The following is a 25,772-nucleotide window of genomic DNA, read 5'->3' as shown; positions in this document are numbered from 1 at the left end:
GGGCGCGGGGCTCGGGTTACGTGGAGGAGCGCGCGGGGCGCGGGCGCCATCGCATGCCGTTGACCTGGCCGGGCTCGGACCCGATGACGTACCGCACCCGGCGGCCGTGGACACGGCGGGCGGGCGCGCGGCAGCCGCGGGGGCGGCAGCCCCTGGCCAGAGGGGCGTGCGCGGGCGCGGCGGCGGTCCGGAGCCGGGTGCGCATGGCCCGGGTGACACCGGCGGCCGCGCCCGCGCCGAAGCCACCCGGGGCGGCGGGGCCCTGGGTGGTCGGCGTGGCGCGGCGGACGGTCATGGCGGGGTCAGCTCCGGCCGTGGCGCAGGGCCGGGTGGGCGCCGGCGGCGACCAGGTCGGCGACGGCGGCCTTGGGGTCGCGACCGGTGACGAGGGACTCGCCGACGAGGACCGCGTCGGCGCCGGCGTTGGCGTAGGCGATCAGGTCGTGCGGGCCGCGGACGCCGGACTCGGCGACCTTGACGATGCCGGCCGGGATCTCCGGGGCGACGCGCTCGAAGGTGGAGCGGTCGACCTTCAGGGTCTTGAGGTTGCGCGCGTTGACGCCGATGATCCGGGCGCCCGCCTCGACGGCACGCTCGACCTCCTCCTCGTCGTGGACCTCGACGAGCGGGGTGAGCCCGATGGACTCGGCGCGCTCGATGAGGGAGACGAGGGCCTCCTGCTCCAGGGCCGCGACGATGAGGAGCGCGAGGTCGGCTCCGTACGCCCGGGCCTCCCACAGCTGGTAGGCCGTGACGATGAAGTCCTTGCGCAGCACCGGGATGTCGACGCGGGCGCGGACGGCCTCCAGGTCGGCGAGCGAGCCGCCGAAGCGGCGCTGCTCGGTGAGCACGGAGATGACGGCGGCGCCGCCCGCCTCGTAGTCGGCGGCGAGACCGGCCGGGTCGGCGATCGCGGCGAGGGCGCCCTTGGACGGGCTGGAGCGCTTGACCTCGCAGATCACCGTGACACCGTCGCCGCGCAGCGCGGCGACGCCGTCCTTGGCCTGCGGCGCCTTGGCGGCGCGCTCCTTGAGCTCGTCGAGGGAGACCCGCGCCTGCCGCTCCGCGAGGTCGGCGCGGACGCCCTCGATGATCTCGTCGAGCACACTCACGCGAGAGGCCCCCTTCCGGGACGTTGTTGGTGATGATGAACCAGGTTCAGCCACTTCGATCCTATCCGCAGGAGGGCTCGGTGCTCGCATCGACGGGAGCCGCGTCCCACCTGCTGGGACCCGCGGGGCGGCCCGGCGGCCGTCACGGGACCAGCGCGGAGCCGAAGGGCAGGTTCCGGACCAGGGTGAAGAGGGCGAGGACCGCGCCGATCCCCCACCACCAGGCCGGGGAGAGATCGACGCGCACCGGGGTCCCGCGGACGGCGCGGACCAGCCAGACCGCGATCAGGACGGCGAAGAGGCCGTAGCCGGCGACGGCGAGCGCGTTGGCGCCGAGCGCGGTGGGCAGGTCGCCGTGGACGAAGGCGTGGGCGCTGCGGAGACCGCCGCAGCCGGGGCAGTACAGGCCGGTGAAGCGCAGGAGCGGGCAGACGGGGTAGTGCCCGGGTTCGTTGGGGTCGACGGCCCCGACGTAGGCGAAGGCGGCGGCGACACCGGCGAGCGTCCCGGCGGGGGCGAGCAGACGCAGGGCGAGCGGCCGGTTCCCGCGCGGGGGCGCGGGGGCGTACGCGTACGGGTGGGGGTGGCCGGGCGGCGGCACGGGGCCGCCCCCGGGGGCCGGGGCGGGGTTCCCGGGGGCGGGACCCTCGGGTACGGGGCCGGCGGCCCGGCCGGGGAAGGGCTCGGGCTCCGGGGCCTCCGGTACGGGCCGGGGGCCTTCGGCGCCGTGCTCCTCCCCGGGCCCGCGGGCCGCCGGGCGGTCCGGTGGGGCGGGGGTCTCGTCGGTCACGGCTCCGGCCGTCGGCTGCGGGTCCACGCGGTGATTCTCGCCCCTGACGCGCGAGGGCGCAGCCCGGCACGGCCGGACTGCGCCCTCGATCCGTCGAACGCGTCGTGTCGGGTCAGACGCGGGCCCGGGCGGACTCCGTCGCGGCGGCGCGGGCCGCGGCGACGTCCTCCGACTCCTTCGGCATGCCCAGACCGGCCGCCTTCATGGCACCGCCGACGATGCCGCCGAGCACGATGACGCCCACGCCGGCCCAGAAACCGGGCACGTTGGCCGCCACCATGAAGACCCCGGCGATGCAGAAGCCGATGAAGGAGATGATGACACCGGTCCAGGCGGCCGGGGTGTGTCCGTGGGCGCTGCCCGCCATGAGTTGCTCCTCGTTGCTGTTGCTCGGTGGTGAGGGTCTCGCGTGCGCGGACACTCGGCTCTCATTGTCCCGCACGCGGGCGCGCGAAGGTGAATCGGGGGTGCCGGACGATCACGCGTCGCGCCCGGCGCCTCCCCCGCGTGCGGCGGCCGGGGCTCCGGGCGCCCGGCTCACGCCCCGTGGGTGGGGTCCTCGCCGCGGTCCAGGGCCTTCCACAGCTCCTCGGGCCGTTCCGGGTCGGCCGGGCGCGCCGTGCGGGCGGCGCGGGGTCCGGCGGCCCGCTCGTACCGGCCGCCCATCGCCGGCCAGCTGGTGCCGAAGCGCAGCGCGACGATCCCGGCGAGCAGGATGAGGACGGCTCCGCCGGCGGTGACGTACGGCCAGGCGGTGTGGGTGAGGCCGGCCACGGCGGCGGCGGTGTCGCCGCTGATGCGGGCGGCCTCGGCGTCGAGGGCGGCGCGGTCGGAGGCGCCGAGGAACGCCGCGAGGGCGGCGCCGGCGCCGCTCAGCGCGAGGAGCGCGGCGACCAGGGTGCGGCCGGCGCGGCGGACGGCGAAGACGGCGACCAGCGCGGCGAGGCCGACGATGGCGAGGGCGGTGGGGACGCCGGTGACGGTGCCGCCCTGGGCTTCCACGGGGACGGTGCCGCCGCCGACGGACGCCGTGCCCTCCGCCCAGATCTGGCCCGAGGAGAGCAGTACGACGGTGGCTCCGAGGGCGCCGAGGAGGAGGGCGGCGGCCAGGCTGCGCCTGCTGCCGCCGGGGGTGACGGCCGCGCGGGCGGCTCGGGGCTGGGGTACGGGTACAGCACTCACGTACCCCACTATCCCTTACGTCCCTCCCGGCCGGTTCAGCCGGTGGTGGTCATCCGGTTGGCGGTGTGGACGGCACGGAGGACGGCGGCGGCCTTGTTGCGGCACTCGTTGTCCTCGGCGAGCGGGTCGGAGTCGGCGACCACACCGGCTCCCGCCTGCACGTATGCCGTGCCGCCGCGCAGCAGGGCGGTACGGATGGCGATGGCGGTGTCGGAGTCGCCGGCGAAGTCCAGGTAGCCGACGCACCCGCCGTACAGACCGCGCCGGGACGGTTCCAGTTCCTCGATGATCTGCATCGCGCGCGGCTTGGGCGCCCCGGAGAGCGTGCCGGCCGGGAAGCAGGCGGTGAGCACGTCGAAGGCGGTCCTGCCCTCGGCGACGCGGCCGGTCACCGTCGACACGATGTGCATGACGTGGGAGTAGCGCTCGATCGACATGAAGTCGACGACCTCGACGGAGCCGGGCTCGCAGACCCGGCCGAGGTCGTTGCGGCCGAGGTCGACCAGCATGAGGTGCTCGGCGCGCTCCTTGGGGTCGGCGAGCAGCTCCTCGGCGAGGTCGTGGTCCTCCTGCGGGGTGGCGCCGCGGTGGCGGGTGCCGGCGATGGGGTGGAGCATCGCCTGCCCGTCCTCGACCTTCACCAGGGCCTCGGGGCTGGAGCCCACGACGTCGAAGCCGTTCTCGAAGCGGAAGAGGTACATGTACGGGGACGGGTTGGTGGCCCGCAGGACCCGGTAGACGTCCAGGGCGGAGGCGGTGCAGGGGGTCTCGAAGCGCTGGGAGGGGACCACCTGGAAGGCCTCGCCGGCCCGGATGCGCTCCTTGATGTCCTCGACGGCCTCCTGGTAGGCCGGCCCGCCCCAGAGGGCCGAGACCTCCGGCAGCTCGGAGGCGGGCAGGGTGGCGGGGGTGCTCGCGACGGGGCGGGCCAGGTCGGCCTCCATCGCGTCCAGGCGGGCGACGGCGTGGGCGTAGGCCTCGTCGACGCCGGTCTCCAGGTCGTTGTGGTTGATCGCGTTGGCGATCAGCAGGACCGTGCCGTCCCAGTGGTCGAGGACGGCGAGGTCGCTGGTGAGGAGCATGGTGAGCTCGGGGAGCTCCAGGTCGTCGCGGGCGTGCTCGCCGATGCGCTCCAGGCGGCGCACGATGTCGTAGCCGAGGTAGCCGACCATGCCGCCGGTGAACGGGGGCATGCCGCTCGCGAGGTCGCGCGGGGTGTGGAGGGTCTCGACGGTGGCGCGCAGGGCCTGGAGGGGGTCGCCGTCGACGGGGACGCCGACGGGCGGGATGCCGAGCCAGTGGGCCTCGCCGTCCTTCACCGTGAGGGTGGCGTCGCTGCGGACCCCGATGAAGGAGTAGCGGGACCAGCTGCGGCCGTTCTCCGCGGATTCGAGGAGGAAGGTGCCGGGGCGTTCGGCGGCGAGCTTGCGGTAGAGCCCGACGGGGGTGTCGCCGTCCGCGAGGAGCCTGCGGCTGACGGGGATGACGCGGCGGTCGGCCGCCAGCTTGCGGAAGGTGTCGAGATCCATGGCGCCAGACCCTACTCGGCCGCGAGGAGCACGTCGGTGTCGAAGCAGGTGCGCGTGCCGGTGTGGCAGGCGGCGCCGACCTGGTCGACCTTGACGAGGATCGTGTCGGCGTCGCAGTCCAGCGCGACGGCCTTGACGCGCTGGACGTGGCCGGAGGTGTCGCCCTTGACCCAGTACTCCTGGCGGCTGCGCGACCAGTAGGTGCAGCGGCCTGTGGTGAGGGTGCGGTGGAGGGCCTCGTCGTCCATCCAGCCGAGCATCAGCACCTCGCCGGTGTCGTACTGCTGGGCGATGGCGGGGAGGAGTCCGTCGGGGCTGCGCTTGAGCCGGGCGGCCACGGCCGGGTCGAGATTGCTGCTCATGGCGCCATTGTGCCGTGGCCGGAAGCGGGGTCCGGGCCGGTGTCCACTGGGCGGACGCGGCGGCCGGGCCGTACGCTGGCGGGCATGTCGACGCATGCCACACGGGAACGACTTCTGCTCGCCGACCTGTTGGAGGCGGCGGGCCCGGACGCCCCGACGCTCTGCGAGGGCTGGCGGACCCGGGACCTGGCGGCCCATGTCGTGATGCGGGAGCGCCGGCCGGACGCGGCGGCGGGCTCGCTGGTGCCGGTGCTGCGGGACCGGGCGGAGCGGGTGCGGGAGGAGTTCGCCGCGAAGCCGTACGAGGAACTGGTCCGGCTCCTCAGGTCGGGGCCGCCCCGCTTCTCCCCGTTCACCATCAAGCAGGTGGACGAGGGGGCGAACGTGGTCGAGTTCTACGTCCACGCGGAGGACGTCCGGCGGGCGCAGGACGACTGGCCCGCGCGGGAGCCGGACCCGGTCTTCGCGGACGCGCTCTGGTCGCGTCTGGAGCGCACCGCCCGGCTGCTGGGCCGCAAGGCGCCGGTGGGCCTGGTGCTGCGCCGCCCGAACGGCCAGACGGTCGTCGCCCATCGCGGCACCCCGGTGGTGACCGTCTCCGGGGAGCCGGGCGAGCTGATGATGTACCTGTTCGGGCGGCAGGGCGCCGCGAAGGTGGACCTGGACGGGGAGCCGGAGGCGATCGAGCGGCTGCGGGAGACGAAGCAGCTGGGGATCTGAGCCGGGGGCCGGGCGGTTCGGCGTACGGGCCGGTCCGCGGTCAGCCCCCGGGCAGTTCGGCGCGGCGCAGGGCCGGGACGGCGAGGGTGTACACGCCGGCCAGGGCGCAGATCGAGGCGCTCACCACGAAGACCGGGGCGGCGCCCCACAGGCCGATCGCCGCGCCCGTGACGGGGAAGGTCAGCGGGGCTATGCCCAGACTGGCGAGGCTGGTCACGGCGGTCACCCGGCCGAGGTGGGCGGGGTCGCACTCGGTCTGGACGAGGGCGTTGACCAGTGCCCCCGAGAGGCCGGCGAACAGGCCGACGGACAGGGCTACGGCGGCCGCGACGGGCAGGTACGCCGTGAAGGCGAGGGCACCGATGGAGACGGCACCGACCGTCATGGTCCAGCCGCTGACGGCCCCGGCGCGCGGGACGCGTCCTCGTACGGCCAGGAGCAGGGAGGCGGCGCCCGCGCCCGTACCGAATCCGGCGAGGATCCAGCCGATGCCGGAGGCACCCCAGCCGCGCTGTGCGGACAGGACGGCGAGGCCGACGTTGAGGGGGCCGACGAAGCCGAGGTCGCTGAGGAGCACGACGATCATCAGCGGGCCGAGGACGCGGTGTCCGCGCAGGTAGCGCAGTCCTTCGGCGAGGTCGCGCAGGGCGGTACCGTCGCGGACCGCGTCCTCCCGCGGCAGCGGCCGTAGCCTGAGCGCGCTGAGGAGGGGCAGGGAGAGGGCGAAGAGGAGGCCGGCGACGCCGAAGGCGGTGGCGGAGCCGCCGAGGGCGACGGCGAGCCCGCCGAGCGGGGCACCGAGCACGGCGCCGAGGCGGTACGCGAGGCCGCGCAGTCCTTGGACGCGGGCGAGTTGGTCACGCTCGGCGATCCGGGGCGGCAGGGCTCCGACGGCCGGCAGGAAGAGGGCGTCGACGGCGCCGAAGACGAGGGCGACGGCGGCGAGGAGCCAGAGGCCGGGCGCGGCGAGGAACAGGGTCGCGGCGAGGCCGAAGGTGACGAGGCAGCGGACGGCGTCGGAGGCGAGGACGACCCGGCGCGGGCCGAGGCGGTCGGCGACCACTCCCCCGACGAGCATGAGCAGGGCGCGGGGCACGGCGGAGACGGCCATGACGAGCCCCGCCTGGGCGGGGGTGCCGCTGCTGACGGCGGCCCAGGAGAGGGCGAGGTAGTAGACGCTGTCGCCGAGGGTGGAGGCGGTGAAGGCGCCGAGCCAGCGCAGGACCTGGGGGTCGCGGTGGGCGGGTCGGGCGGATGCCTCGGTGAGGGCGGTCACGGGCGGAAGGGGAAGGCGTGGAGGTGCACGGCGACCTGTTCGCGTCCCTCGGTGTCGCCCGCGGCCTCGGCGGCGCGCGCCTTGTCGTCGTACTTCCGCAGCACGGCTTCGAGTTCCCCGTCGAGGGCGGCGAGTTCGGCGGCGGTGAGGCGGGGCATCCATTCGGCGCTGATGGCGGCGGAGCGCCATTCCTCCGGCCAGGCGAGCCGCTCCTCGATGAAGCGGAGGTGCAGATCGGCGCGCTGGTCGGCGACGAGGCGGCTGAAGGCGATGCCCACGGCGGCCTTCTCGGGGGCGTCGCGGAAGTCCTCGTCGCGGACGGTGATGCCCTGGGAGCTGGTGCGCCACCAGCGTTCACGACCGTCGGTGGACTGGCGGGGGGCCTCCTCGATGAGGCCGTGCTCGGCGAGTTTGCGCAGGTGGTAGCTGACGAGTGAGACGGCTTCGTCCACCTGCTCCGCGAGCTGGGAGGCGGTGGCGGTACGGGCGACGAACAACGCCCGGTACAGACGCATCCGCAGGGGGTGGGCGACGGCCTTGAGCGTGCCGAGGTCGGTGATGCGGCGGTTCTCCGAGCGGGACATGCCGTGATCCTGGACGCGAAAGGAAAACTGCGCAACAGAAATTGCGCAATTTCTCTTTCGCGTCCGGGGGAAGAAAAGGGCCCCCGAAGGGGCCCTTGCCGGAAACGGAACGAGGGATCAGCGCACCTCGTGCCCGGCTTCCCGCAGCGTCTCCTTGACCTGACCGATCCGCAGGTCGCCGAAGTGGAACACGGAGGCCGCGAGGACCGCGTCCGCGCCCGCCGCGACGGCCGGCGGGAAGTCGGACAGCTTGCCCGCTCCCCCGCTGGCGATGACCGGGACGGTGACGTGCTTGCGGACCGCCGCGATCATCTCCGTGTCGTAGCCGTCCTTCGTCCCGTCGGCGTCCATCGAGTTGAGCAGGATCTCGCCCGCGCCCAGCTCGGCGGCCCGGTGGGCCCACTCGACGGCGTCGATGCCGGTGCCCCGGCGCCCGCCGTGCGTGGTGACCTCGAAGGAGCCCGACTCCGTGCGGCGCGCGTCCACCGACAGGACGAGGACCTGCCGGCCGAAGCGCTCCGCGATCTCCTGGATCAGCTCGGGGCGGGCGATGGCGGCGGTGTTGACGCCCACCTTGTCGGCCCCGGCCCGCAGCAGCTTGTCGACGTCCCCGGCGGAGCGGACCCCACCGCCGACGGTGAGCGGGATGAAGACCTGCTCGGCGGTGCGGCGCACCACGTCGTAGGTGGTCTCCCGGTTGCCGGAGGAGGCGGTGATGTCGAGGAAGGTGAGCTCGTCGGCGCCCTCGGCGTCGTACAGCTTGGCCATCTCGACGGGGTCGCCCGCGTCCCGCAGGTTCTGGAAGTTGACGCCCTTGACGACGCGGCCGTTGTCCACGTCCAGGCAGGGGATCACTCGTACGGCGAGGCTCATGCCGCGTTCCTCCTGTACGCCTCGACCTCGACCTCCACGACGAGGCGGGAGTCGACGAAGCCGGAGACGATGAGCATCGTCGCGGCGGGGCGGACGGCGTCGAACAGGTCCTTGTGGGCCCGGCCGACCTCCTCCACGTCACGCGCGTGGGTGAGGTACATCCGGGTCCGCACCACGTCGTCGACGCCGAGGCCGAGCTGCTTCAGGGCACCGAGGGCCACCTGGAAGGAGTTGACGGCCTGGTCGTACGGGCCGCCTCCCTCGGCGATCTGCCCGTCGACCACGGAGGTGCAGCCGGAGACCAGGACCAGGCCGTTCGGGAGCTCGACCGCGCGGGAGTAGCCGAACTGCTCCTCCCACGGGGCGCCGGTGACGACCTTGCGGAGCGCGTCGGTCATGCCGAGGCCACCGCCTCCAGGGCCTCTTCGAGGGTGAAGGCCTTGGCGTAGAGGGCCTTGCCGACGATCGCGCCCTCGACGCCCAGCGGGACGAGAGCGGCCAGGGCCCGCAGGTCGTCCAGGGAGGAGACGCCGCCCGAGGCGACGACCGGCTTGTCGGTGGCCGCGCAGACGTTCTTCAGGAGCTCCAGGTTGGGGCCCTGCAGGGTGCCGTCCTTGGCGATGTCGGTGACGACGTACCGGGCGCAGCCCTCGGAGTCGAGGCGGGCCAGCGTCTCGTACAGGTCGCCGCCGTCGCGGGTCCAGCCGCGGCCGCGCAGGGTGGTGCCGCGCACGTCGAGGCCGACGGCGATCTTGTCGCCGTGCTCGGCGATGACCTTGGCGACCCACTCGGGGGTCTCCAGGGCGGCGGTGCCCAGGTTGACGCGGGTGCAGCCGGTGGCGAGGGCGGCGGCGAGGGAGGCGTCGTCACGGATGCCGCCGGACAGCTCGACCTTGATGTCCATCGCGCCGGCGACCTGGGCGATCAGCTCACGGTTGTCGCCGGTGCCGAAGGCGGCGTCGAGGTCGACCAGGTGCAGCCACTCGGCGCCGGAGTTCTGCCAGGCGAGGGCGGCCTCCAGCGGGGAGCCGTAGGAGGTCTCGGTGCCGGACTCGCCGTGCACGAGACGGACGGCCTGTCCGTCGCGGACGTCGACGGCGGGGAGGAGTTCGAGCACGCTTCCAGACAACACAGTCACAGGGTTCCGATCCAGTTGGTGAGGAGCTGGGCGCCGGCGTCACCGGACTTCTCCGGGTGGAACTGGGTCGCCCTCAGGGCGCCGTTCTCGACCGCGGCGACGAACGGCTCGCCGTGGGTGGCCCAGGTGACCTTCGGGGCGGCGAGGGTGGGGTTGCCGATCTCCAGGGTCCAGTCGCGCACCCCGTAGGAGTGCACGAAGTAGAACCGGGCGTCGGCGTCCAGGCCGGCGAACAGCTCGCTGCCGTCGGCGGCGTCGACCGTGTTCCAGCCCATGTGGGGCACGACCGGGGCGTTCAGGGGCTCGACGCTGCCGGGCCACTCGTCGAGGCCCTCGGTCTCGACGCCGTGCTCGATGCCGCGGGCGAAGAGGATCTGCATGCCGACGCAGATGCCCATGACCGGGCGGCCGCCGGAGAGCCGGCGGCCGATGATCCAGTCGCCGCGGGCCTCCTTGAGCCCTTGCATGCAGGCGGAGAAGGCACCGACGCCGGGGACGAGGAGCCCGTCGGCGTTCATCGCCTTCTCGTAGTCGCGGGTGATCTCGACGTCGGCGCCGACCCGGGCGAGCGCGCGCTCGGCGGAGCGGACGTTGCCGAAGCCGTAGTCGAAGACGACGACCTTCTTCGGGGATGCCGTACTCATGCCCACACGTCCAGACGCATGACACCGGCGGCGAGACACATCGCCGCGCCGAGGGAGAGCAGCACGATCAGGCCCTTGGGCATCTGCTGCTTGACGAAGGAGTAGATGCCGCCGAGGAGGAAGAGCCCGACGACGATCAGGATGGTGGAGAGGCCGTTCACGACTACAGGGCGCCCTTCGTGGAGGGGAGGATGCCGGCGGCGCGCGGGTCGCGCTCGGAGGCGTACCGCAGGGCGCGGGCGAGCGCCTTGAACTGGCACTCCACGATGTGGTGGGCGTTGCGCCCGTACGGGACGTGGACGTGCAGCGCGATCTGGGCCTGGGCCACGAAGGACTCCAGGATGTGGCGCGTCATCGTCGTGTCGTACGAGCCGATCATCGGCGCCATGTTCTCGGGCTCGGTGTGCACGAGGTAGGGGCGGCCGGAGAGGTCGACCGTGACCTGGGCGAGGGACTCGTCCAGCGGCACGGTGCAGTTGCCGAAGCGGTAGATGCCGACCTTGTCGCCGAGGGCCTGCTTGAAGGCGGCGCCGAGGGCGAGGGCGGTGTCCTCGATGGTGTGGTGCGAGTCGATGTGCAGGTCGCCGTCGGTCTTCACGGTCAGGTCGAACAGACCGTGCCGGCCGAGCTGGTCGAGCATGTGGTCGTAGAAGCCGACCCCGGTCGACACGTCGACCTTTCCGGTGCCGTCGAGGTCGATCTCGACGACGACGGAGGTCTCCTTGGTGGTGCGCTCAACGCGGCCTACGCGGCTCATCGCTTCTGCTCCTTCATCAGTTCACGGACCGCGTCGAGGAACGCGTCGTTCTCTTCGGGGGTGCCGGCGGTGACCCGCAGCCAGCCGGGTACGCCGTTGTCCCGGACCAGGACGCCCCGGTCGAGGATGCTCCGCCAGGCCACGTGGGAGCCCTCGGCCCCGTCGAAGCGCCCGAACTGGACGAAGTTGGCGTCGGAGTCGGTGACCTCGTAGCCGATCGCCCGCAGCTCGGTGACGAGCCGGTCCCGCTCGGCCTTGAGCTGCTCGACGTACCCGAGGAGGGTGTCGGTGTGCTCCAGGGCGGCGAGCGCGGTGGCCTGGGTGACGGCGGAGAGGTGGTACGGAAGGCGGACCAGCTGCACCGCGTCGACCACGGCCGGGTGGGCGGCGAGGTAGCCGAGGCGGAGTCCGGCGGCACCGAAGGCCTTGGACATGGTGCGGGAGACCACCAGGTGCGGCCGGCCCTCGATGAGGGGCAGCAGCGAGTCGCGGTGGCTGAACTCCACGTACGCCTCGTCCACGACGACCAGGGAGGGCTTCGCGGCCTGGGCGGCCTCGTAGAGGGCGAGGACCGTGTCGGCCTCGACGGCGGTGCCGGTGGGATTGTTGGGGGAGGTGATGAAGACGACGTCGGGCCGGTGCTCGGCGATCGCCTTCTCGGCGGCCGCCACGTCCACGGTGAAGTCCTCGTCGCGCGGCCCGGAGATCCAGCCGGTGCCGGTGCCCCGGGCGATCAGGGCGTGCATCGAGTACGAGGGCTCGAAGCCGATCGCGGTACGGCCCGGGCCTCCGAAGGTCTGCAGCAGCTGCTGCAGGACCTCGTTGGAGCCGTTGGCGGCCCAGACGTTCCTGAGGGTGACCGGGTGCTTGCCGGTGCGGCTCAGGTAGCGGGCGAGCTCGGTGCGCAGCTCGACCGCGTCCCGGTCGGGGTAGCGGTTGAGACCGCGGGCGGCCTCGGCGACCCGCTCCGCGATCCGGGCCACGAGCGGCTCGGGCAGCGGGTAGGGGTTCTCGTTGGTGTTGAGCTGGACGGGCACGTCGAGCTGCGGCGCGCCGTAGGGGGACTTGCCCTTCAGCTCGTCGCGGATCGGCAGGTCGTCGATCCCGGTGGTGTCGTAGGCGTTCACTTGCTCTCGGGCACCTTCCAGCCGAACCTCGCCTTGATCGCGGCGCCGTGGGCCGGGAGGTCCTCCGCCTCGGCGAGGGTCACCACGTGGTGGGCGACCTCGGCGAGCGCGTCGCGCGTGTAGTCCACGATGTGCACGCCGCGCAGGAAGGACTGCACGGAGAGGCCCGAGGAGTGGCAGGCGCAGCCGCCGGTGGGCAGGACGTGGTTGGAACCGGCGCAGTAGTCGCCGAGGGAGACCGGGGCCCAGGGGCCGACGAAGATCGCGCCGGCGTTGCGGACCCGGTCGGCGACGGCGGCGGCGTCGGCGGTCTGGATCTCCAGGTGTTCGGCGCCGTAGGCGTCGACGACGCGCAGGCCCTCCGCCACGCCGTCGACCAGGACGATCGCGGACTGCTCGCCGGAGAGGGCGGGGGCGATCCGGTCGTCGACGTGCTTGGCGGCGGCGACCTGGGTCTCCAGCTCCTTCTCGACGGCCTCGGCGAGCTCCGGGGAGTCGGTGACGAGGACGGCGGCGGCGAGCGGGTCGTGCTCGGCCTGGCTGATCAGGTCGGAGGCGACGTGGACCGGGTCGGCGGTGGAGTCCGCGAGGACCGCGATCTCGGTGGGGCCGGCCTCGGTGTCGATGCCGATGCGGCCGGTGAAGTAGCGCTTGGCGGCGGCGACCCAGATGTTGCCGGGGCCGGTCACCATGTTCGCGGGCGCGCAGGACTCGGTGCCGTACGCGAACATGGCGACGGCCTGGGCGCCGCCCACGGCGTACACCTCGTCCACGCCGAGGAGGGCGCAGGCGGCGAGGATGGTGGGGTGCGGCAGGCCGCCGAACTCCTTCTGCGGCGGAGACGCCAGCGCGACGGAGGCGACGCCCGCCTCCTGGGCCGGGACCGCGTTCATGATCACGGAGGAGGGGTAGACGGAACGGCCGCCGGGGGCGTAGAGGCCGACGCGCTCGACCGGGATCCACTTCTCGGTGACGGTGCCGCCGGGCACGACCTGGGTGGTGTGGGTGGTGCGGCGCTGGGCGGCGTGGACCAGCCGGGCGCGCCGGATGGACTCCTCCAGGCCGGCGCGGACGGCGGGGTCGAGTTCGTCGAGGGCGCGCCGCAGGGCGGCGGCGGGCACCCGGACCTGGTCGAGCCGGACGCCGTCGAATTTCTCCGCGTAGTCGATCAGCGCCGCGTCGCCCCGATGATGCACGTCCTCGCAGATCGGCCGCACCTTCTCCAGGGCGGCTTCCACGTCGAACTCGGCACGGGGCAGCAGGTCACGCAGGGCGGCTCCCTCGGGGAGGGCCTCGCCGCGCAGATCGATTCGAGAGATCACGGGTCAATTCTCGCAGACGGGCCGAAGGACCCGGTCGGCCGTATCACTGGCTGATACACGTCGCGGCGCCCCGTATCACTGGCTGATACGCGTCCCACTGGCGTCTGGTCGCCACTCCTGACCGTTAGCGTTCAGCCCGTCACTCACCGGGAAGAACGGCTGTACGAATCCACGAATCCGGCAGCGGAATCGTGGACGCGGATCGTGGAAAGCGAGGGGGCGGCATTGACCGAGCCGCACGAGGACGGGGTGCCGGAAGGTCTCACGGGTCCGGAGCAGGCCATGTGGCGGGCGTTCCGGATCGGCAGGACGTGCGACCTGACGGAGGGGATCGCGGAGCGGGACGACCCGTTCGGGCCGCATCTGTGGGGCGAGCAGCGGTGTGTCAGCGCCGAGGTGGTGCAGCGGCTGCTGCTGGACGGGCCGCAGGCGCGGCCGGGGCGGGTGGCCGCGCTGAAGCTGCGCGGGGCGCGGATCACGGGGGTGCTGAATCTGGCCGGCGGCACCATAGGGCCGTACGTGGAGCTGAACGGCTGCCGGTTCGACGGCGAGGTCGTGGTGCCGGAGTCCCGGTTCGGGACGCTGCGGCTGGTCGAGTGCGCCATTCCGCGCCTGGAGGCGGCCCGGCTGCACACCGAGGGGGACCTGCATCTGCCGCGCTGCCGGGTGCGGCGGGGCATCCGGCTGACGGACGCGCAGATCGGCACGGACCTGCTGATCAACCAGATCCAGGTGTGGCCGGACCGGCAGGGCCGGGCCATCGCGGCGGACGGGATGGTGGTGGCACAGGACCTCCAGGCCGAGCTGATCGAGACGTACGGGGAGCTGAGCCTGCGCGGGGCGCAGATCGGGGTCTCGCTGAGTCTGCGGGGCAGTGTGCTGCGCGGCGCGCAGCAGCGCCGGGCGCTGAACGCGCCGCAGCTGACGGTGGAGCGCTCGCTGTATCTGAACGCGGCGTGGGTGTACGAGGGCTCGGGGAACGTGACGGGGACCCCGCCGTACGGGACGGCGCCCTCCCAGGACGCGCGGCGCAAACCGGTGGAGTGCCACGGCGGGGTGCGGCTCGACGACGGCCGGTTCGGGGACGCGGTGGACCTGCACCACGCCCGGTTCGTCCTGAACGGGGCGCGCCGCGAGGAGGTGTCGCTGCGCCGCATCGTCACCCCCGAGCTGCGGTTCAACGGGGAGCGGCCGGAGGAGGGCCGGGTCGTGCTCAACGGGGCCAAGGTGGTCACGCTGATCGACCTGTCGACCAGCTGGCCGGGGCCGGGCGGCCTGGCCATGGGCGGCTTCGTCTACGAGAACCTGGTGCCGTACGGGCACTTCCCGCTGGCCCGGCGCCTGGAATGGGTGGCGGCGGCCACGCCGGAGTACGCCCCCGAGCCGTACGAGCGGCTCGCGACGGTCCTGCGCGCCAGCGGAGAGGACGCGGACGCCCGCGAGGTGCTGCTCGCCAAGCAGCGGCGCAGACGCGAGACGCTGCCGCTGGCGGGGAAGCTGTGGGGCTACCTCCAGGACCTGACGGTGGCCTACGGGTACCGGCCGGGGCGGGCGGCGCTGTGGATGGCGATCCTGTGGGCGGCGGGCACGGTGGCCTTCGCGCGCTACCGCCCCGACCCGCTCAAGAAGGAGGAGTCGCCGGAGTGGAACGCCACGCTGTACGCCCTCGACCTGCTGCTGCCGGTGATCAATCTCGGCCAGGAGGGCTACTGGCGGCTGGAGGGGATCTGGCAGTGGGTGGCCACGGTGCTGATCCTCGTCGGATGGGTCCTGGCGACGACGGTGGCGGCGGGCGCGACCCGGCTGCTGCGGCGCGGCTGACCGGCCGCCCGCACCGGCCGGCTCCGGAGCGCGGCCGACCGGCCGCGCCGGGCGGCTCGCGCCGGGGTGCGGGGAGCCGGTGAGGCGCGGGTGAAGGCCCTGGGCAGGAGGGCGCGGAAGGGCGGCGGCGGATGGGAAAATACGTCGCACCATGTCCTTGTTCCGCGCCCTGATCGGGAGCGTCCGCGCGGCCCGGCACGCCCCCCGGCTCACCGCCGGCCTCGTGCCGGACGACGACGTGCTCCTCGACGCCCCGGACGGGCGCCTCGCCCCGGCGCTCGTCGCCGCCGCGCTCGCCGACCCCGGGCCCGCCGCGAAGCTGCTGGCCACCACGCGGGACAGCGGCGAGTGGGAGGACCGCGACCGGTACGTGACGCGGCTCGCCACCTTCGCGTACAGCAGGGACGGCTGGCTCACCGACTGGCTGGCCGCGGCACCCGGGGACCCGGACGCGCTGCTCGTCACGGCGCAGCTCGCGGTGCGCCGGGCCTGGGAGTCCCCCGCCCGCGCGGAGCGGCTGCGCGAACTGGACCCGCTGATCCGGCGCATCACGGACGAGGCGCCGCACGACCCGGTGCCGTGGCGCCTCGCCCTGGACCACGCGCGGGGCGCGCACGCCGGGCACGCGGTCTTCGAGTCGCTGTGGGAGCGGGCCCTGCACCGTTCCCCGCATCACTACGGCTGCCATGTCGCCGCGCTGAAGTACCTGTCCTCCCAGTGGTACGGCTCGCACCGGGCCTCCTTCGACTTCGCCGAGCAGGCCGCCGACGACGCCGCTCCGGGCTCCCTGGTGCGCGCGCTCCCGGTCCGCGCGGCCTACGACCGGCTGCGGATGGTGCCCGGATCGGGCCGGCCGGTGGACGGCGAGCGCGTGGACCGGGCCGTCGACCGCGGGCTCGGCCTGTCGGCGGTCTTCCCCGAGGCCGACCCGTGGCCCGCCGAGGTACGCAACCTCCTCGCGTACGTGCTCATGGCGCGGGGGCGGTGGGCGGAGGCGCTGGCCGAATTCGGCCGGATCGGCCCGTACGCCACCTCGTTCCCGTGGGGTGCCGGACGGCAGGATCCGCTCCGCGGATTCCTGTCCGCGCGGGACCGGGTGCGCGGCGAGCTGGCGCGCCGGACCCCGCTGTGGGAGGGCGGCCGGGAAATACCCGGACGGGGCGACGCCGGCGGCCGTTAGGCTTGACCGCTGTGACCACCGCTCGCCTGCCACTCTTCCCGCTCAACGCGGTGCTGTTCCCCGGCCTCGTGCTGCCGCTGAACGTTTTCGAGGAGCGTTATCGCGCCATGATGCGGGAGCTGCTCACGGGCGACGAGTCCGAGCCGCGCCGCTTCGCCGTCGTCGCCATCCGGGACGGGCACGAGGTCGCGCCCACCGCGCCCGGCATGCCGGACCCGACGGCGCTGCCGGAGAAGGGCCCCGCCGCGGGCTTCGGCCCCGATCCGATCCTTTCCTTCCACGAGGTGGGCTGTGTCGCCGACGCGGCCTCGATCCGTGAGCGTGCCGACGGCAGCTTCGAGGTGATGGCCACCGGCACGACCCGGGTGCGGCTGCTCTCCGTCGACGCGAGCGGTCCGTTCCTGGTGGCCGAGGTGGAGGAGATCCCCGAGGTGCCCGGCGAGGGTGCCGACAGCCTCGCCGAGGGGGTGCTGCGGGCCTTCCGCGACTACCAGAAGCGGCTGGCCGGGGCGCGGGAGCGCTCGCTGACGACCAGCGAGCTGCCCGACGAGCCCTCGGTGGTGTCGTATCTGGTGGCGGCGGCCGCGGTGCTCGACACCCCGTCGAAGCAGCGGCTCCTGCAGCTCCCGGACACGGCGACCCGGCTGCGCGAGGAGCTGGCGCTGCTGCGCTCGGAGACGGCGGTGCTGCGGCACCTGCCCTCCCTGCCGGCGGTGGATCTGACGATCGCGCCGACGTACCCGAACTGAGTCCTTAAGGGGAGCGCGTGGCGAAGAAGCAGAAGAAGAACGCCGGGGGCACGCCCGCGACGGTGGCCCTGGCCTCGGCCGGCACCCCGTTCACCCTGCACGCGTACGAGCACGACCCGGCGTCCCCCTCGTACGGCGAGGAGGCGGCGCAGGCCCTGGGCGTCTCCCCCGACCGGGTCTTCAAGACGCTGGTGGCGGACGTGGACGGCGAGCTGACCGTGGCGGTGGTCCCGGTCGCGGGACAGCTGGATCTGAAGGCGCTGGCCTCGGCGGTCGGCGGCAAGCGGGCGGCGATGGCCGACCCGGCGGCGGCCGAGCGCACCACCGGCTACGTGCGGGGCGGGATCTCGCCGCTGGGGCAGCGCAAGCGGCTCCGTACGGTTCTCGACTCCTCGGCCTCCGCGCACGCGACGATCTGCGTCTCGGCGGGCCGGCGCGGCCTGGAGGTGGAGCTCTCTCCCACCGACCTGGCGGCGCTCACCTCGGCGGTCCTGGCGCCGATCGGCCGGGACTGATCCGCCGGGAACGGAACGGGCGCGGTCGAGGGCCCGGCGGCCGGTGCCGCCGGGTCTCTCGCTGTCGTACGGGACCGCTCAGGGTCCCCAGGGCCCCTCCGGCTCCGGGTCACGGGGGCCGAAGAGGGCCGTGAGCGCGAGGTGGACGACGGTCGCCGCGAGCGGCCAGGCCAGCATCGCGGCGGCGGCCATGTGGAGTTCGAGCGGCGCGTCGAAGGTGACGTTCGGGCCGACCTGCTTGGCGTGCGCGACCACGTTCGCCGTGGGTCCGAGGGAGGAGCCCAGCCACCAGGCGAGCAGCGAGCCCAGGACACCGCCGGCGGCCAGGCCGAGGACGAGCGGCACCCCGCCCTTGCGGCGCAGCAGGAAGACCAGGACCGCGGCGGCCGCGCCGAAGGCGAGGGCGAGCAGGACGAAGGTGCCGTCCGCGCCGATCGCCGCCTCGCCCTCGGAGTCGCGCAGGTAGACGCCCTTGCCGTCGGAGATCAGCTTCACGTGCGGCGCCTGCCAGAGCCACAGCAGGCCCAGGAGCGCTCCGGCGACCGCCGAGGCGATCGTCACCACCACGCCCTGCACCACTTCGGCCGCCGTGATCGGGTCGCCGGCCGGACCGAGCAGCGGCGGGGGCGGCGGGGGCCAGTCGGGATCGTGCGGCGGAGGCTGAGACGGAGTCAGAGGTGCGGTCACCCCGCCATCGTGCCAGGTGCGGCTGTGCCCCGCCTCAGCGGACCGCGGCCCGGCGGTAGGCCCACGTGGCGACCGCGAGGGACAGCACGCCGACGACTCCGCACACGGCGAGGTCGCGGGCGACGGCCACCCAGTCGGGGTGCGGCGCGAAGGTACGGGCCAGGGCCTCGACGCCGTACGTGGACGGCAGCAGGTCCCGCGCCCAGCCGATCGGCCCGGGCAGCCGCTCCGCCGGCAGGACGCCGAGGAGCAGCGCGGCGGACATGCCGAGCTGGCCGAGGAGGGTGGCCAGCTCCTGGCGGGGGGCGAGGAGGCCGAGCGCCGCCCCGAGCCCGGCGAGCGCCGCCCCGGCGAGGGGGACGACGGCGCCGAGGATCCACAGGTGGCCGAGGGGCAGTCCGAAGAGGACGGAGCCGGTGACGGCGGTGACGACCGTGCCGGGCATGGTGAAGGAGGCGTACGCCCCGGCGGCGCCGAGGACGACGGCGGCGGGCGGCACGGGCAGGGTGGCGTAGTGGTCGAGGCCGCCCGTGGCCCGCAGCTGGCCGAAGTACTGGGCGAGCAGGTTGAGGGCGACGAAGGCGACGACGAGGACGGAGGAGCCGGCGACGACGGCCCGGGCCTCGCTGCCGCCGTCGACGACCCCGCGCATCAGGACCATGATCCCGACGGACTGGAAGGTCGCCACGAAGAGGAGGGGGATGCGGGCGACCCGGGCCCGCGAGAGCTGGGCGCGGTAGACGGCGGCCAGGGAGGGCAGCAGCCGGGCGGCCGGGGCGAGGGGCGCGGCGGCGTCCTCGGCCTCCCCGGTTCCGGCGGGGCGCGCGGCGGTCGGCAGGACCTCGGCGGGCACGGTGCTCACTGCGTACGGCTCCTGACGGTCACGGTCGAAACGCGGGGGTTCACGCCTTCACCAGTCCCTCGGTCCGGCCGCCGAGGGCGAGGTACACGTCCTCCAGGCTGGGGGTGGCGAGGGTGAAGTCGTCGAGCGCGGCGAAGGCGGCCCCGCCGGTGACGGCGGCGACGGCCGCCCGGGCGGCGTCGGGGGCGAGCCGGAGGACCCAGCGGCGCCCGGACTCCTGGGCGAGGCCGCGCAGGGCGGCGACCTCGGGGAGGTGGAGGGGGGCGGCTTCGCGCCACAGCAGGTCGACGCGGACCTCGCCGGCGACGCGCTCCTTGAGGCCGGCCGGGGTGTCGCAGGCGATGACCCGGCCGCGTTCGAGGACGGCGACCCGGTCGAGGACGGTCTCGGCCTCGATGACGTTGTGGGTGACGAGGAGCACGGTGGTGCCGTGTTCGGCGCGCCGCCGGTCGACGGCGGCCCAGACGGCCCGGCGGGCGACCGGGTCCATGCCGGTGGTGGGCTCGTCCAGGACGAGGACGGGGCGGCGGCCGACGAGGACCGCGGCGAAGCAGGCGAGCCGGCGCTGGCCGCCGGAGAGCTTCTTCAGGGGCCGGCCGGCGATCTCGGCGAGGCCGAGCTCGTCCAGGACGGCGTCGCGTTCGGCGCGGGCGTCGTGGGCGGACAGGCCGCGGAGCCGTCCGGTGGTCTCGGCGGCGAGGGAGACGGTCAGCTCGTCGAGGGCGGTGGACTCCTGGCCGAGGTAGGCGAGGAGGCGGGCGGCGCGTCCGGGGTGGCGGACGAGGTCGTGGCCGAGGAGCTCGACGGTGCCGGAGTCGGGGCGCATGAGGCCGGTGAGCTGGCGGACAAGGGTGGACTTGCCGGCGCCGTTGGGGCCGAGCAGCCCGAAGATCTCACCGCCGCGCACGTCCAGGCTGATCCCGTCGGTGGCCCGCACCTCCGGGGTCGCGGGCGTACCGCGCCTGCCGCGCGTGGCGGGGTACGTCTTGACCAGATCCCGCACCACGCACACCGTACTCACGGAGGGAGAGCCTACGGGGTCGCCGGGCCGGCTCCGGGCGCGGGGGCGTGTTCGGCGGCGGCCCGGACGTCGATCTCACGCCAGAATCCGGCCCGGATGGCGTAGCGGTCGTGCTCGTCGATCTGGTCGTCCTTGTGGGCGAGCAGGCCGAAGCGGGCGGCGTAGCGGAGGAGTTCGCCGTCGATGCGGTGCGGGATGCGGGGGTAGAGGGCGGAGAGCTTCTGCACGTGGCCCGGGTCGGTGAGCCGTTCCATCCACCGGCGGGCGAACACCTGTCCGACCTCGAAGGGGTCGCCGCCGACGGTGGTGATGTCCTCCTCGCGGTCGGCCCAGCGCTGCTCGGCGCTGGTGAGCTGGGCGAGAGTGGGCAGGGAGGCCGTCTCCGGCGGCTCCCCGACCCAGGAGGAGCCGGGGCGTTCGATGAGCCCCCGGTCGGAGGACCAGCGCAGGGCGCTCGCCGTCTGGGCGGCGGAGGGGGGGGCCGGGGCCGCCGGGGCGCGCAGTCCGGCGAGGTCCTTGGGGGTCGGGATGCCCTTGCCCTGCCCCGCGGTGGGGGCGTGGCCGTTGTGGCCGACGTGGCCGTTGAGCTCGCCGTGCGCGTCGGCTCCGCGGCCGTCGCGGGAGGTCCCGGGCACCTCGGCGGCGGACCGCTCCCCGTTCCGTACGGCGGAGGCGGCGGCTTCGGCCGCCTCGGCCGCCCGTTCGGCGGAGGCGGCGAGGGCGGACTCGGGCAGCGGCGCGGAGAGGATGGCGGCGATCTCGGGGCGCGGGGCGGGGGCGGGGGCGCAGAGGCCGGTCAGGTCGCGGGCACGGACGGCGCGGGTGATGAAGGCGCGGTCGAGGACCCGCCGCTCGTCGGCCTCGGCGACGAGGTCCTCCGACTGGTTGTAGTCGCCGTCGGCGGCCTGGACGGCCCACAGGTGGACGGCGACGCCGTGCTCCTTGGCGGACATGAGGCCGGGCAGCAGGTCGCCGTCGCCGGTGACGAGCACGATGTCGGAGCAGGCGCGGTTGCGGGCGAGCTCGGTGAGCTCGGTGTGCATGGCCGCGTCGACGCCCTTCTGCGCCCAGCGCCCCTCGCTGCGGGTCAGGGCGCCGAGCCGCACGGTGACCCGCGGCATCACGCGCAGCCTGCGGTGCTCGGGCTGCGGCACCCGGTCGGGCGCGCCGTCGAACCAGTAGATCCGCAGCAGGGGCAGCGCGGTCTCGTCCTCGGCGCGGCGGCGCAGCTGCTGGATGAGCGCGGCGTGGTCGACGCTGATCCGGGAGCGCGCCGGTTCCCCGGCGAGGAGGCTGGCGGCGGCGCCCAGCAGGTAGCCGGCGTCCACCAGGACGACGCAGCGGTCCACGTGTTCCACCCTCTTTCGGGAAACCTCGGGGTCGGACTCGGGATCGGAGGTGCTTCGGGTTCCTTCGAGTCTGCCCGACCGGCGGTGGCTTGACGGCCGGAACTGGATCATCGGCGTGGCGGAGTGGCCTCCGGCGGCCCGTGACGCTCCGCAATGATCCAAAATGCGGCGTTTCGCCCGGTGTGTGAGTCTGACAGCGGCCCTGGCCCCTAGATCCCTTCGAGGAGGCATCATCCCCATGGCCAAGAACCGCAACCAGAACCGCAGTCAGAAGCAGCAGTCGCCGGCCGAGCGCAGTGCCGAGCAGGCGCAGCGGTCGTCGATGGAGTCCCAGGCCGAGCACCGTGCCGCGCAGGTCACCCCCGGTGACATGGCGCGGAAGGGCCGTCAGAAGCGCTTCGGCCACAACTGACGCCTGCCGCGGCAAGGCAAAGGGGCGCGCCCGTGACGACGGGCGCGCCCCTTGCGCGTGCGGGGGTCAGCCCGCCAGGCAGGACGGGCCGAGCAGCACCTTCAGGTCGCCGAAGAGGGCGGGGTCGGGCTGGACCCGGTGGCGGTCGAGCCGCAGGACCGTGGTGGTGCGGGGGCCCTGGAGCTTGATCCGTACCTCGGTGTTGCCCTTGTGGTGCCGGAGGATCTCGCCGAGCCGGCTGACCATCGGCGGGGTGACCTTCAGCGCCGGGATGGTGAGGACGACGGGCGCGTTGGTCCCGGCGTTCGACAGGTCGGGGACCATCAGCTCCATGGCGACCAGCCGGGGCACGTCCTCCCGCTTGTCGAGGCGGCCCTTGACGAAGACGACGGCGTCCTCGACGAGCTGGGTGGAGACCAGCTGGTAGGTGGCGGGGAAGAACATGCACTCGATGGAGCCGGCGAGGTCCTCCACGGTGGCGATGGCCCAGGCGTTGCCCTGCTTGGTCATCTTCCGCTGGAGGCCGGAGATGATGCCGCCGATGGTGACGACCGCGCCGTCGGCGTGCTCGCCGCCGGTGAGCTGGGAGATGCCCGCGTCGGTCTTGTCGGAGAGGACGTGCTCCAGACCGAAGAGGGGGTGGTCGGAGACGTACAGGCCGAGCATCTCGCGCTCCTGGGCGAGCAGGTAGGACTTCTCCCACTCCACCTCGGAGAACTCGACGTCGAGTCCGAAGCCGGGCTCGTCGCTGTTCTCCTCGCCCATGCCGCCGAAGAGGTCGAACTGGCCCTCGGCCTCCTTGCGCTTGACCGCGACCACGGTGTCGATCATCGGTTCGTGCTGGGCGACCAGGCCCTTGCGGGTGTGGCCCATGGTGTCGAAGGCGCCGGCCTTGATCAGCGACTCGACGGTGCGCTTGTTGCAGACGACGGCCTCGACCTTGTCGAGGAAGTCGGGGAAGGAGCTGTACTTCCCCTTCGCCTTGCGGGTCTTGATGATCGACTCGACGACGTTGGCACCGACGTTGCGGACGGCGGTGAGGCCGAAGAGGATCACGTCGTCGCCCTGGGCGGCGAAGTTCGCCTCGGACTCGTTGACGTTCGGCGGGAGCACCTTGATGCCCATGCGCCGGCACTCGTTCAGGTAGACGGCGGACTTGTCCTTGTCGTCCTTGACCGAGGTGAGCAGGGCCGCCATGTACTCGGCCGGGTGGTTGGCCTTGAGGTAGGCGGTCCAATAGGAGACGAGGCCGTACGCGGCGGAGTGGGCCTTGTTGAAGGCGTAGCCGGCGAAGGGGACCAGGACGTCCCAGAGGGCCTTGATGGCCTCGTCGCTGAAGCCCTTCTTCTTGGCACCGGCCTCGAAGATGACGAAGTTCTTCGCCAGCTCCTCGGGCTTCTTCTTGCCCATGACGCGGCGGAGGATGTCGGCCTCGCCGAGCGAGTAGCCGGCGATGATCTGGGCGGCCTTCTGCACCTGCTCCTGGTAGACGATCAGGCCGTAGGTGACGTCCAGGACCTCCTTGAGCGGCTCCTCCAGCTCCGGGTGGATCGGGGTGATCTCCTGCTGGCCGTTCTTGCGCAGCGCGTAGTTCGTGTGCGAGTTCATGCCCATCGGACCCGGGCGGTACAGCGCGGACACGGCGGAGATGTCTTCGAAGTTGTCGGGCTTCATCAGCCGCAGCAGGGACCGCATGGGCCCGCCGTCGAACTGGAAGACGCCGAGGGTGTCGCCGCGCTGGAGCAGCTCGAAGGTCGTGGGGTCGTCGAGCGGCAGGGCGAGGAGATCGATGTCGATCCCCTTGTTGGACTTCACCATCTTGACGGCGTCGTCCATGATCGTGAGGTTGCGCAGGCCGAGGAAGTCCATCTTCAGCAGGCCGAGCGACTCGCAGCTCGGGTAGTCCCACTGGGTGATGGTGACGCCGTCGGTGTGCCGCACCCAGACGGGGACGTGCTCGGTGATGGTCTCGCTGGACATGATGACGCCGGCGGCGTGCACGCCCATCTGCCGGACCAGGCCCTCGACGCCCTTGGCGGTGTCGATGACCTTCTTCACGTCCGGCTCGTTCTCGTACATCGCCCGGACCTCGCCCGCCTCGCTGTAGCGGGGGTGCGAGGGGTTGGTGATGCCGTCGAGGTCGATGCCCTTGCCCAGGACGTCGGCGGGCATGGCCTTGGTGATGCGGTCGCCCATGGCGTACGGGTAGCCGAGGACGCGGGCGGAGTCCTTGATCGCGTTCTTGGCCTTGATCTTGCCGTAGGTGCCGATCATGGCGACCTTGTCGGCGCCGTACTTCTCGGTCACGTACCGGATCACCTCGACGCGCCGGCGCTCGTCGAAGTCGATGTCGACATCGGGCATCGAGATGCGCTCGGGGTTGAGGAAGCGCTCGAAGATCAGACCGTGCGGGATCGGGTCGAGGTCGGTGATGCCGAGGGCGTACGCGACGATGGAACCGGCCGCCGAGCCACGGCCGGGGCCCACCGCGATGCCCTGCTTCTTCGCCCACATGATGAAGTCGGCGACGACGAGGAAGTAGCCGGGGAAGCCCATCGAGATGATCGTGTCCATCTCGTACTCGACCTGCCGCATGCGGTCCTCGGGGATGCCGTCGGGGAAGCGGCGGTGCATGCCCCGCATGGTCTCCTCGCGGAACCAGCTGACCTCGGTGTAGCCCTCCGGGATGTCGAACTTGGGCATGAGGTTCTTGGCCTCGAACATGCCCTCGGTGGTGACCTGCTCCGCGACCAGGCGGGTGTTGCGGCAGCCCTCCTGCCAGGCGTCGGAGGAGTCGATGGCGTACATCTCCTCCGCGGACTTCAGGTAGTAGCCGGTGCCGTCGAACTTGAAGCGGTCCGGGTCGGAGAGGTTCTTGCCGGTCTGGATGCACAGCAGGGCGTCGTGGGCGGTGGCCTCGTGCGCGTAGGTGTAGTGAGAGTCGTTGGTGACCAGCGGCGGGATGCCGAGCTTCTTGCCGATCTCCAGGAGTCCGTCGCGGACCCGGCGCTCGATCTCGATGCCGTGGTCCATCAGCTCCAGGAAGTAGCGGTCCTTGCCGAAGATGTCCTGGTACTCGGAGGCGGACTTCAGGGCCTCGTCGAACTGGCCGAGGCGCAGCCGGGTCTGCAGCTCGCCGGAGGGGCAGCCGGTGGAGGCGATCAGGCCCTCCGACCACTGCGCGATGGTCTCCTTGTCCATACGCGGCCACTTCTGCAGCCAGCCCTCCTTGTACGCGTCGGAGGAGAGCCGGAAGAGGTTGTGCAGGCCGGTGGCGTTCGCCGCCCAGATCGTCTTGTGGGTGTAACCGCCCGAACCGGAGACGTCGTCCTTCTTCTGGTGCGGCTGGCCCCACTGGATCTTCCGCTTGGTACGGCGGGACTCCGGCGCGACATAGGCCTCGATGCCGATGATCGGCGTCACCCCGGCCTTCTTCGCGCTGTGGAAGAAGTCGTAGGCCCCGTGCAAGTTGCCGTGGTCGGACATGGCGATGTGCGTCATGCCCATCTCGTTGCACGCGTTGAACATGTCCTTCAGCCGCGCGGCACCGTCCAGCAGCGAGTACTGGGTGTGGACGTGCAGGTGCGTGAAGGGCGGCTTGGTCACGGCGGGAGGTCTCCGTAGCGGTCACGGGGGTGGCTGGGGGGACCGTGGAAGTCTACGTCGCTCCGACCTCCGCGGGACGGGCACTCGGCGGTACGGTCGCGCGTTGGAACGCCTGGGGCGCGTGTCCCTTATGTCATGAACGGCTTTTTCCAGG

28 protein-coding genes are annotated in these 25,772 nt (G+C 73.2%); 6 read left to right on the top strand and 22 right to left on the bottom strand.

The window, feature by feature from the left end:
- Positions 1–16: 16 nt before the first annotated feature.
- From trpM to hisI, 7 genes are all read right to left on the bottom strand, one after another.
- Positions 17–205 (bottom strand): tryptophan biosynthesis modulator TrpM, encoded by a 189-nt coding sequence (trpM, locus tag ACFY60_RS13515; RefSeq protein ID WP_388611733.1) that lies wholly within the window; start codon positions 203–205, stop codon positions 17–19.
- 97 nt (positions 206–302) lie between these two features.
- The gene (gene trpC / locus ACFY60_RS13510; protein ID WP_309055324.1) at positions 303–1,112 is read right to left on the bottom strand and encodes an indole-3-glycerol phosphate synthase TrpC; all 810 of its coding nucleotides are present in this window, start codon (positions 1,110–1,112) and stop codon (positions 303–305) included.
- 142 nt (positions 1,113–1,254) lie between these two features.
- On the bottom strand, positions 1,255–1,713 hold the full coding sequence (locus ACFY60_RS13505; RefSeq protein ID WP_388611731.1) for a DUF2752 domain-containing protein: 459 nt from the start codon (positions 1,711–1,713) through the stop codon (positions 1,255–1,257).
- A gap of 301 nt (positions 1,714–2,014) precedes the next feature.
- Positions 2,015–2,269: an HGxxPAAW family protein gene (locus ACFY60_RS13500; protein ID WP_309055325.1), complete on the bottom strand. Its 255-nt coding sequence runs from the start codon at positions 2,267–2,269 to the stop codon at positions 2,015–2,017.
- 170 nt (positions 2,270–2,439) lie between these two features.
- Positions 2,440–3,093, bottom strand: a complete 654-nt coding sequence (locus tag ACFY60_RS13495; RefSeq protein ID WP_388611366.1) for a TIGR02234 family membrane protein — start codon at positions 3,091–3,093, stop codon at positions 2,440–2,442.
- Between the two features lie 26 nt (positions 3,094–3,119).
- On the bottom strand, positions 3,120–4,613 hold the full coding sequence (locus tag ACFY60_RS13490; RefSeq protein WP_388611365.1) for an anthranilate synthase component I: 1,494 nt from the start codon (positions 4,611–4,613) through the stop codon (positions 3,120–3,122).
- A gap of 11 nt (positions 4,614–4,624) precedes the next feature.
- On the bottom strand, positions 4,625–4,975 hold the full coding sequence (gene hisI / locus ACFY60_RS13485; protein ID WP_388611363.1) for a phosphoribosyl-AMP cyclohydrolase: 351 nt from the start codon (positions 4,973–4,975) through the stop codon (positions 4,625–4,627).
- A gap of 84 nt (positions 4,976–5,059) precedes the next feature.
- Between hisI and ACFY60_RS13480 the strand changes: the two genes are divergently transcribed.
- Positions 5,060–5,695: a TIGR03085 family metal-binding protein gene (locus ACFY60_RS13480; RefSeq protein ID WP_388611361.1), complete on the top strand. Its 636-nt coding sequence runs from the start codon at positions 5,060–5,062 to the stop codon at positions 5,693–5,695.
- A 40-nt stretch (positions 5,696–5,735) separates the two neighbouring features.
- On the opposite strand, the gene ACFY60_RS13475 is transcribed toward ACFY60_RS13480, so the two are convergent.
- The 10 genes from ACFY60_RS13475 to hisD form a co-directional block, all read right to left on the bottom strand.
- Positions 5,736–6,971 carry an MFS transporter gene (locus tag ACFY60_RS13475; protein ID WP_388611359.1) on the bottom strand — a complete coding sequence of 412 codons (1,236 nt, stop codon included), beginning with the start codon at positions 6,969–6,971 and terminating at the stop codon, positions 5,736–5,738.
- On the bottom strand, positions 6,968–7,555 hold the full coding sequence (locus tag ACFY60_RS13470; protein ID WP_388611357.1) for an ArsR/SmtB family transcription factor: 588 nt from the start codon (positions 7,553–7,555) through the stop codon (positions 6,968–6,970). The genes ACFY60_RS13475 and ACFY60_RS13470 overlap by 4 nt, the downstream gene beginning before the upstream one ends.
- 117 nt (positions 7,556–7,672) lie before the next feature.
- Entirely contained in the window at positions 7,673–8,428 is a 756-nt protein-coding gene (gene hisF / locus ACFY60_RS13465) for an imidazole glycerol phosphate synthase subunit HisF (RefSeq protein ID WP_388611356.1), read from the bottom strand.
- The gene (locus ACFY60_RS13460) at positions 8,425–8,826 is read right to left on the bottom strand and encodes a RidA family protein (protein WP_388611354.1); all 402 of its coding nucleotides are present in this window, start codon (positions 8,824–8,826) and stop codon (positions 8,425–8,427) included. The genes hisF and ACFY60_RS13460 overlap by 4 nt, the downstream gene beginning before the upstream one ends.
- Entirely contained in the window at positions 8,823–9,557 is a 735-nt protein-coding gene (priA, locus tag ACFY60_RS13455) for a bifunctional 1-(5-phosphoribosyl)-5-((5-phosphoribosylamino)methylideneamino)imidazole-4-carboxamide isomerase/phosphoribosylanthranilate isomerase PriA (RefSeq protein WP_388611729.1), read from the bottom strand. Before priA ends, ACFY60_RS13460 begins: the two co-directional genes overlap by 4 nt.
- A 5-nt stretch (positions 9,558–9,562) precedes the next feature.
- Positions 9,563–10,210, bottom strand: coding sequence for an imidazole glycerol phosphate synthase subunit HisH (gene hisH / locus ACFY60_RS13450; RefSeq protein ID WP_388611352.1), 648 nt, complete (start codon positions 10,208–10,210; stop codon positions 9,563–9,565).
- Positions 10,207–10,371: a hypothetical protein gene (locus ACFY60_RS13445; RefSeq protein WP_309050686.1), complete on the bottom strand. Its 165-nt coding sequence runs from the start codon at positions 10,369–10,371 to the stop codon at positions 10,207–10,209. The genes hisH and ACFY60_RS13445 overlap by 4 nt, the downstream gene beginning before the upstream one ends.
- A gap of 2 nt (positions 10,372–10,373) precedes the next feature.
- Complete coding sequence (gene hisB, locus ACFY60_RS13440) at positions 10,374–10,967, bottom strand: imidazoleglycerol-phosphate dehydratase HisB (protein ID WP_030492957.1); 594 nt, start codon at positions 10,965–10,967, stop codon at positions 10,374–10,376.
- Positions 10,964–12,094 (bottom strand): histidinol-phosphate transaminase, encoded by a 1,131-nt coding sequence (locus ACFY60_RS13435; protein ID WP_388611350.1) that lies wholly within the window; start codon positions 12,092–12,094, stop codon positions 10,964–10,966. Before ACFY60_RS13435 ends, hisB begins: the two co-directional genes overlap by 4 nt.
- Complete coding sequence (hisD, locus tag ACFY60_RS13430; protein ID WP_388611348.1) at positions 12,091–13,416, bottom strand: histidinol dehydrogenase; 1,326 nt, start codon at positions 13,414–13,416, stop codon at positions 12,091–12,093. The genes ACFY60_RS13435 and hisD overlap by 4 nt, the downstream gene beginning before the upstream one ends.
- Positions 13,417–13,641: 225 nt before the next feature.
- Here hisD and ACFY60_RS13425 point away from each other — a divergent pair, with 225 nt between their 5' ends.
- From ACFY60_RS13425 to ybaK, 4 genes are all read left to right on the top strand, one after another.
- A complete protein-coding gene (locus ACFY60_RS13425; RefSeq protein ID WP_388611346.1) occupies positions 13,642–15,237 on the top strand; it encodes an oxidoreductase in 1,596 nt (531 codons plus the stop codon).
- Between the two features lie 151 nt (positions 15,238–15,388).
- Entirely contained in the window at positions 15,389–16,417 is a 1,029-nt protein-coding gene (locus ACFY60_RS13420; RefSeq protein ID WP_388611344.1) for a hypothetical protein, read from the top strand.
- Between the two features lie 11 nt (positions 16,418–16,428).
- Positions 16,429–17,166 carry an LON peptidase substrate-binding domain-containing protein gene (locus ACFY60_RS13415; protein WP_388611342.1) on the top strand — a complete coding sequence of 246 codons (738 nt, stop codon included), beginning with the start codon at positions 16,429–16,431 and terminating at the stop codon, positions 17,164–17,166.
- Positions 17,167–17,183: 17 nt separating this feature from the next.
- Positions 17,184–17,681, top strand: a complete 498-nt coding sequence (ybaK, locus tag ACFY60_RS13410; protein WP_388611340.1) for a Cys-tRNA(Pro) deacylase — start codon at positions 17,184–17,186, stop codon at positions 17,679–17,681.
- A 78-nt stretch (positions 17,682–17,759) separates the two neighbouring features.
- On the opposite strand, the gene ACFY60_RS13405 is transcribed toward ybaK, so the two are convergent.
- Genes ACFY60_RS13405 through ACFY60_RS13390 form a run of 4 tightly spaced genes read right to left on the bottom strand, consistent with a single transcriptional unit; the run spans position 17,760 to position 21,609 of the window.
- Complete coding sequence (locus tag ACFY60_RS13405) at positions 17,760–18,368, bottom strand: DUF2567 domain-containing protein (RefSeq protein WP_388611338.1); 609 nt, start codon at positions 18,366–18,368, stop codon at positions 17,760–17,762.
- A gap of 34 nt (positions 18,369–18,402) precedes the next feature.
- Complete coding sequence (locus ACFY60_RS13400) at positions 18,403–19,221, bottom strand: ABC transporter permease (RefSeq protein ID WP_388611727.1); 819 nt, start codon at positions 19,219–19,221, stop codon at positions 18,403–18,405.
- A 49-nt stretch (positions 19,222–19,270) separates the two neighbouring features.
- Complete coding sequence (locus tag ACFY60_RS13395; protein WP_388611725.1) at positions 19,271–20,242, bottom strand: ABC transporter ATP-binding protein; 972 nt, start codon at positions 20,240–20,242, stop codon at positions 19,271–19,273.
- A 20-nt stretch (positions 20,243–20,262) separates the two neighbouring features.
- The gene (locus tag ACFY60_RS13390) at positions 20,263–21,609 is read right to left on the bottom strand and encodes an NYN domain-containing protein (protein ID WP_388611336.1); all 1,347 of its coding nucleotides are present in this window, start codon (positions 21,607–21,609) and stop codon (positions 20,263–20,265) included.
- Positions 21,610–21,838: 229 nt separating this feature from the next.
- On the opposite strand from ACFY60_RS13390, the gene ACFY60_RS13385 reads away from it, so the two are divergent.
- On the top strand, positions 21,839–22,012 hold the full coding sequence (locus ACFY60_RS13385) for a hypothetical protein (RefSeq protein ID WP_309050676.1): 174 nt from the start codon (positions 21,839–21,841) through the stop codon (positions 22,010–22,012).
- 66 nt (positions 22,013–22,078) lie between these two features.
- Here ACFY60_RS13385 and dnaE read toward each other — a convergent pair whose 3' ends face one another.
- Complete coding sequence (gene dnaE, locus ACFY60_RS13380) at positions 22,079–25,618, bottom strand: DNA polymerase III subunit alpha (RefSeq protein WP_388611334.1); 3,540 nt, start codon at positions 25,616–25,618, stop codon at positions 22,079–22,081.
- Between the last annotated feature and the right edge of the window lie 154 nt (positions 25,619–25,772).

The sequence above is a fragment of the Streptomyces sp. NPDC012827 genome (assembly GCF_042900905.1).
GTDB classification, from domain to species: Bacteria; Actinomycetota; Actinomycetes; order Streptomycetales; family Streptomycetaceae; genus Streptomyces; species Streptomyces gulbargensis.
The sequence above is the reverse complement of the archived record's forward strand: the minus strand, read 5'-3'. Positions and strand labels throughout refer to the sequence as shown.

Bases quoted from the DNA above. Each gene is read 5' to 3' on its own strand.
- ACFY60_RS13460 (WP_388611354.1), bottom strand. From the start codon at position 8,826: ATGACCGACGCGCTCCGCAAGGTCGTCACCGGCGCCCCGTGGGAGGAG.
- ACFY60_RS13385 (WP_309050676.1), top strand. From the start codon at position 21,839: ATGGCCAAGAACCGCAACCAGAACCGCAGTCAGAAGCAGCAGTCGCCG.
- hisB (WP_030492957.1), bottom strand. From the start codon at position 10,967: ATGAGCCGCGTAGGCCGCGTTGAGCGCACCACCAAGGAGACCTCCGTC.
- hisF (WP_388611356.1), bottom strand. From the start codon at position 8,428: ATGAGCCTCGCCGTACGAGTGATCCCCTGCCTGGACGTGGACAACGGC.
- ACFY60_RS13420 (WP_388611344.1), top strand. From the start codon at position 15,389: ATGTCCTTGTTCCGCGCCCTGATCGGGAGCGTCCGCGCGGCCCGGCAC.
- ACFY60_RS13480 (WP_388611361.1), top strand. From the start codon at position 5,060: ATGTCGACGCATGCCACACGGGAACGACTTCTGCTCGCCGACCTGTTG.
- ACFY60_RS13470 (WP_388611357.1), bottom strand. From the start codon at position 7,555: ATGTCCCGCTCGGAGAACCGCCGCATCACCGACCTCGGCACGCTCAAG.
- ACFY60_RS13490 (WP_388611365.1), bottom strand. From the start codon at position 4,613: ATGGATCTCGACACCTTCCGCAAGCTGGCGGCCGACCGCCGCGTCATC.
- hisI (WP_388611363.1), bottom strand. From the start codon at position 4,975: ATGAGCAGCAATCTCGACCCGGCCGTGGCCGCCCGGCTCAAGCGCAGC.
- trpM (WP_388611733.1), bottom strand. From the start codon at position 205: ATGCGCACCCGGCTCCGGACCGCCGCCGCGCCCGCGCACGCCCCTCTG.
- ACFY60_RS13500 (WP_309055325.1), bottom strand. From the start codon at position 2,269: ATGGCGGGCAGCGCCCACGGACACACCCCGGCCGCCTGGACCGGTGTC.
- hisH (WP_388611352.1), bottom strand. From the start codon at position 10,210: ATGAGTACGGCATCCCCGAAGAAGGTCGTCGTCTTCGACTACGGCTTC.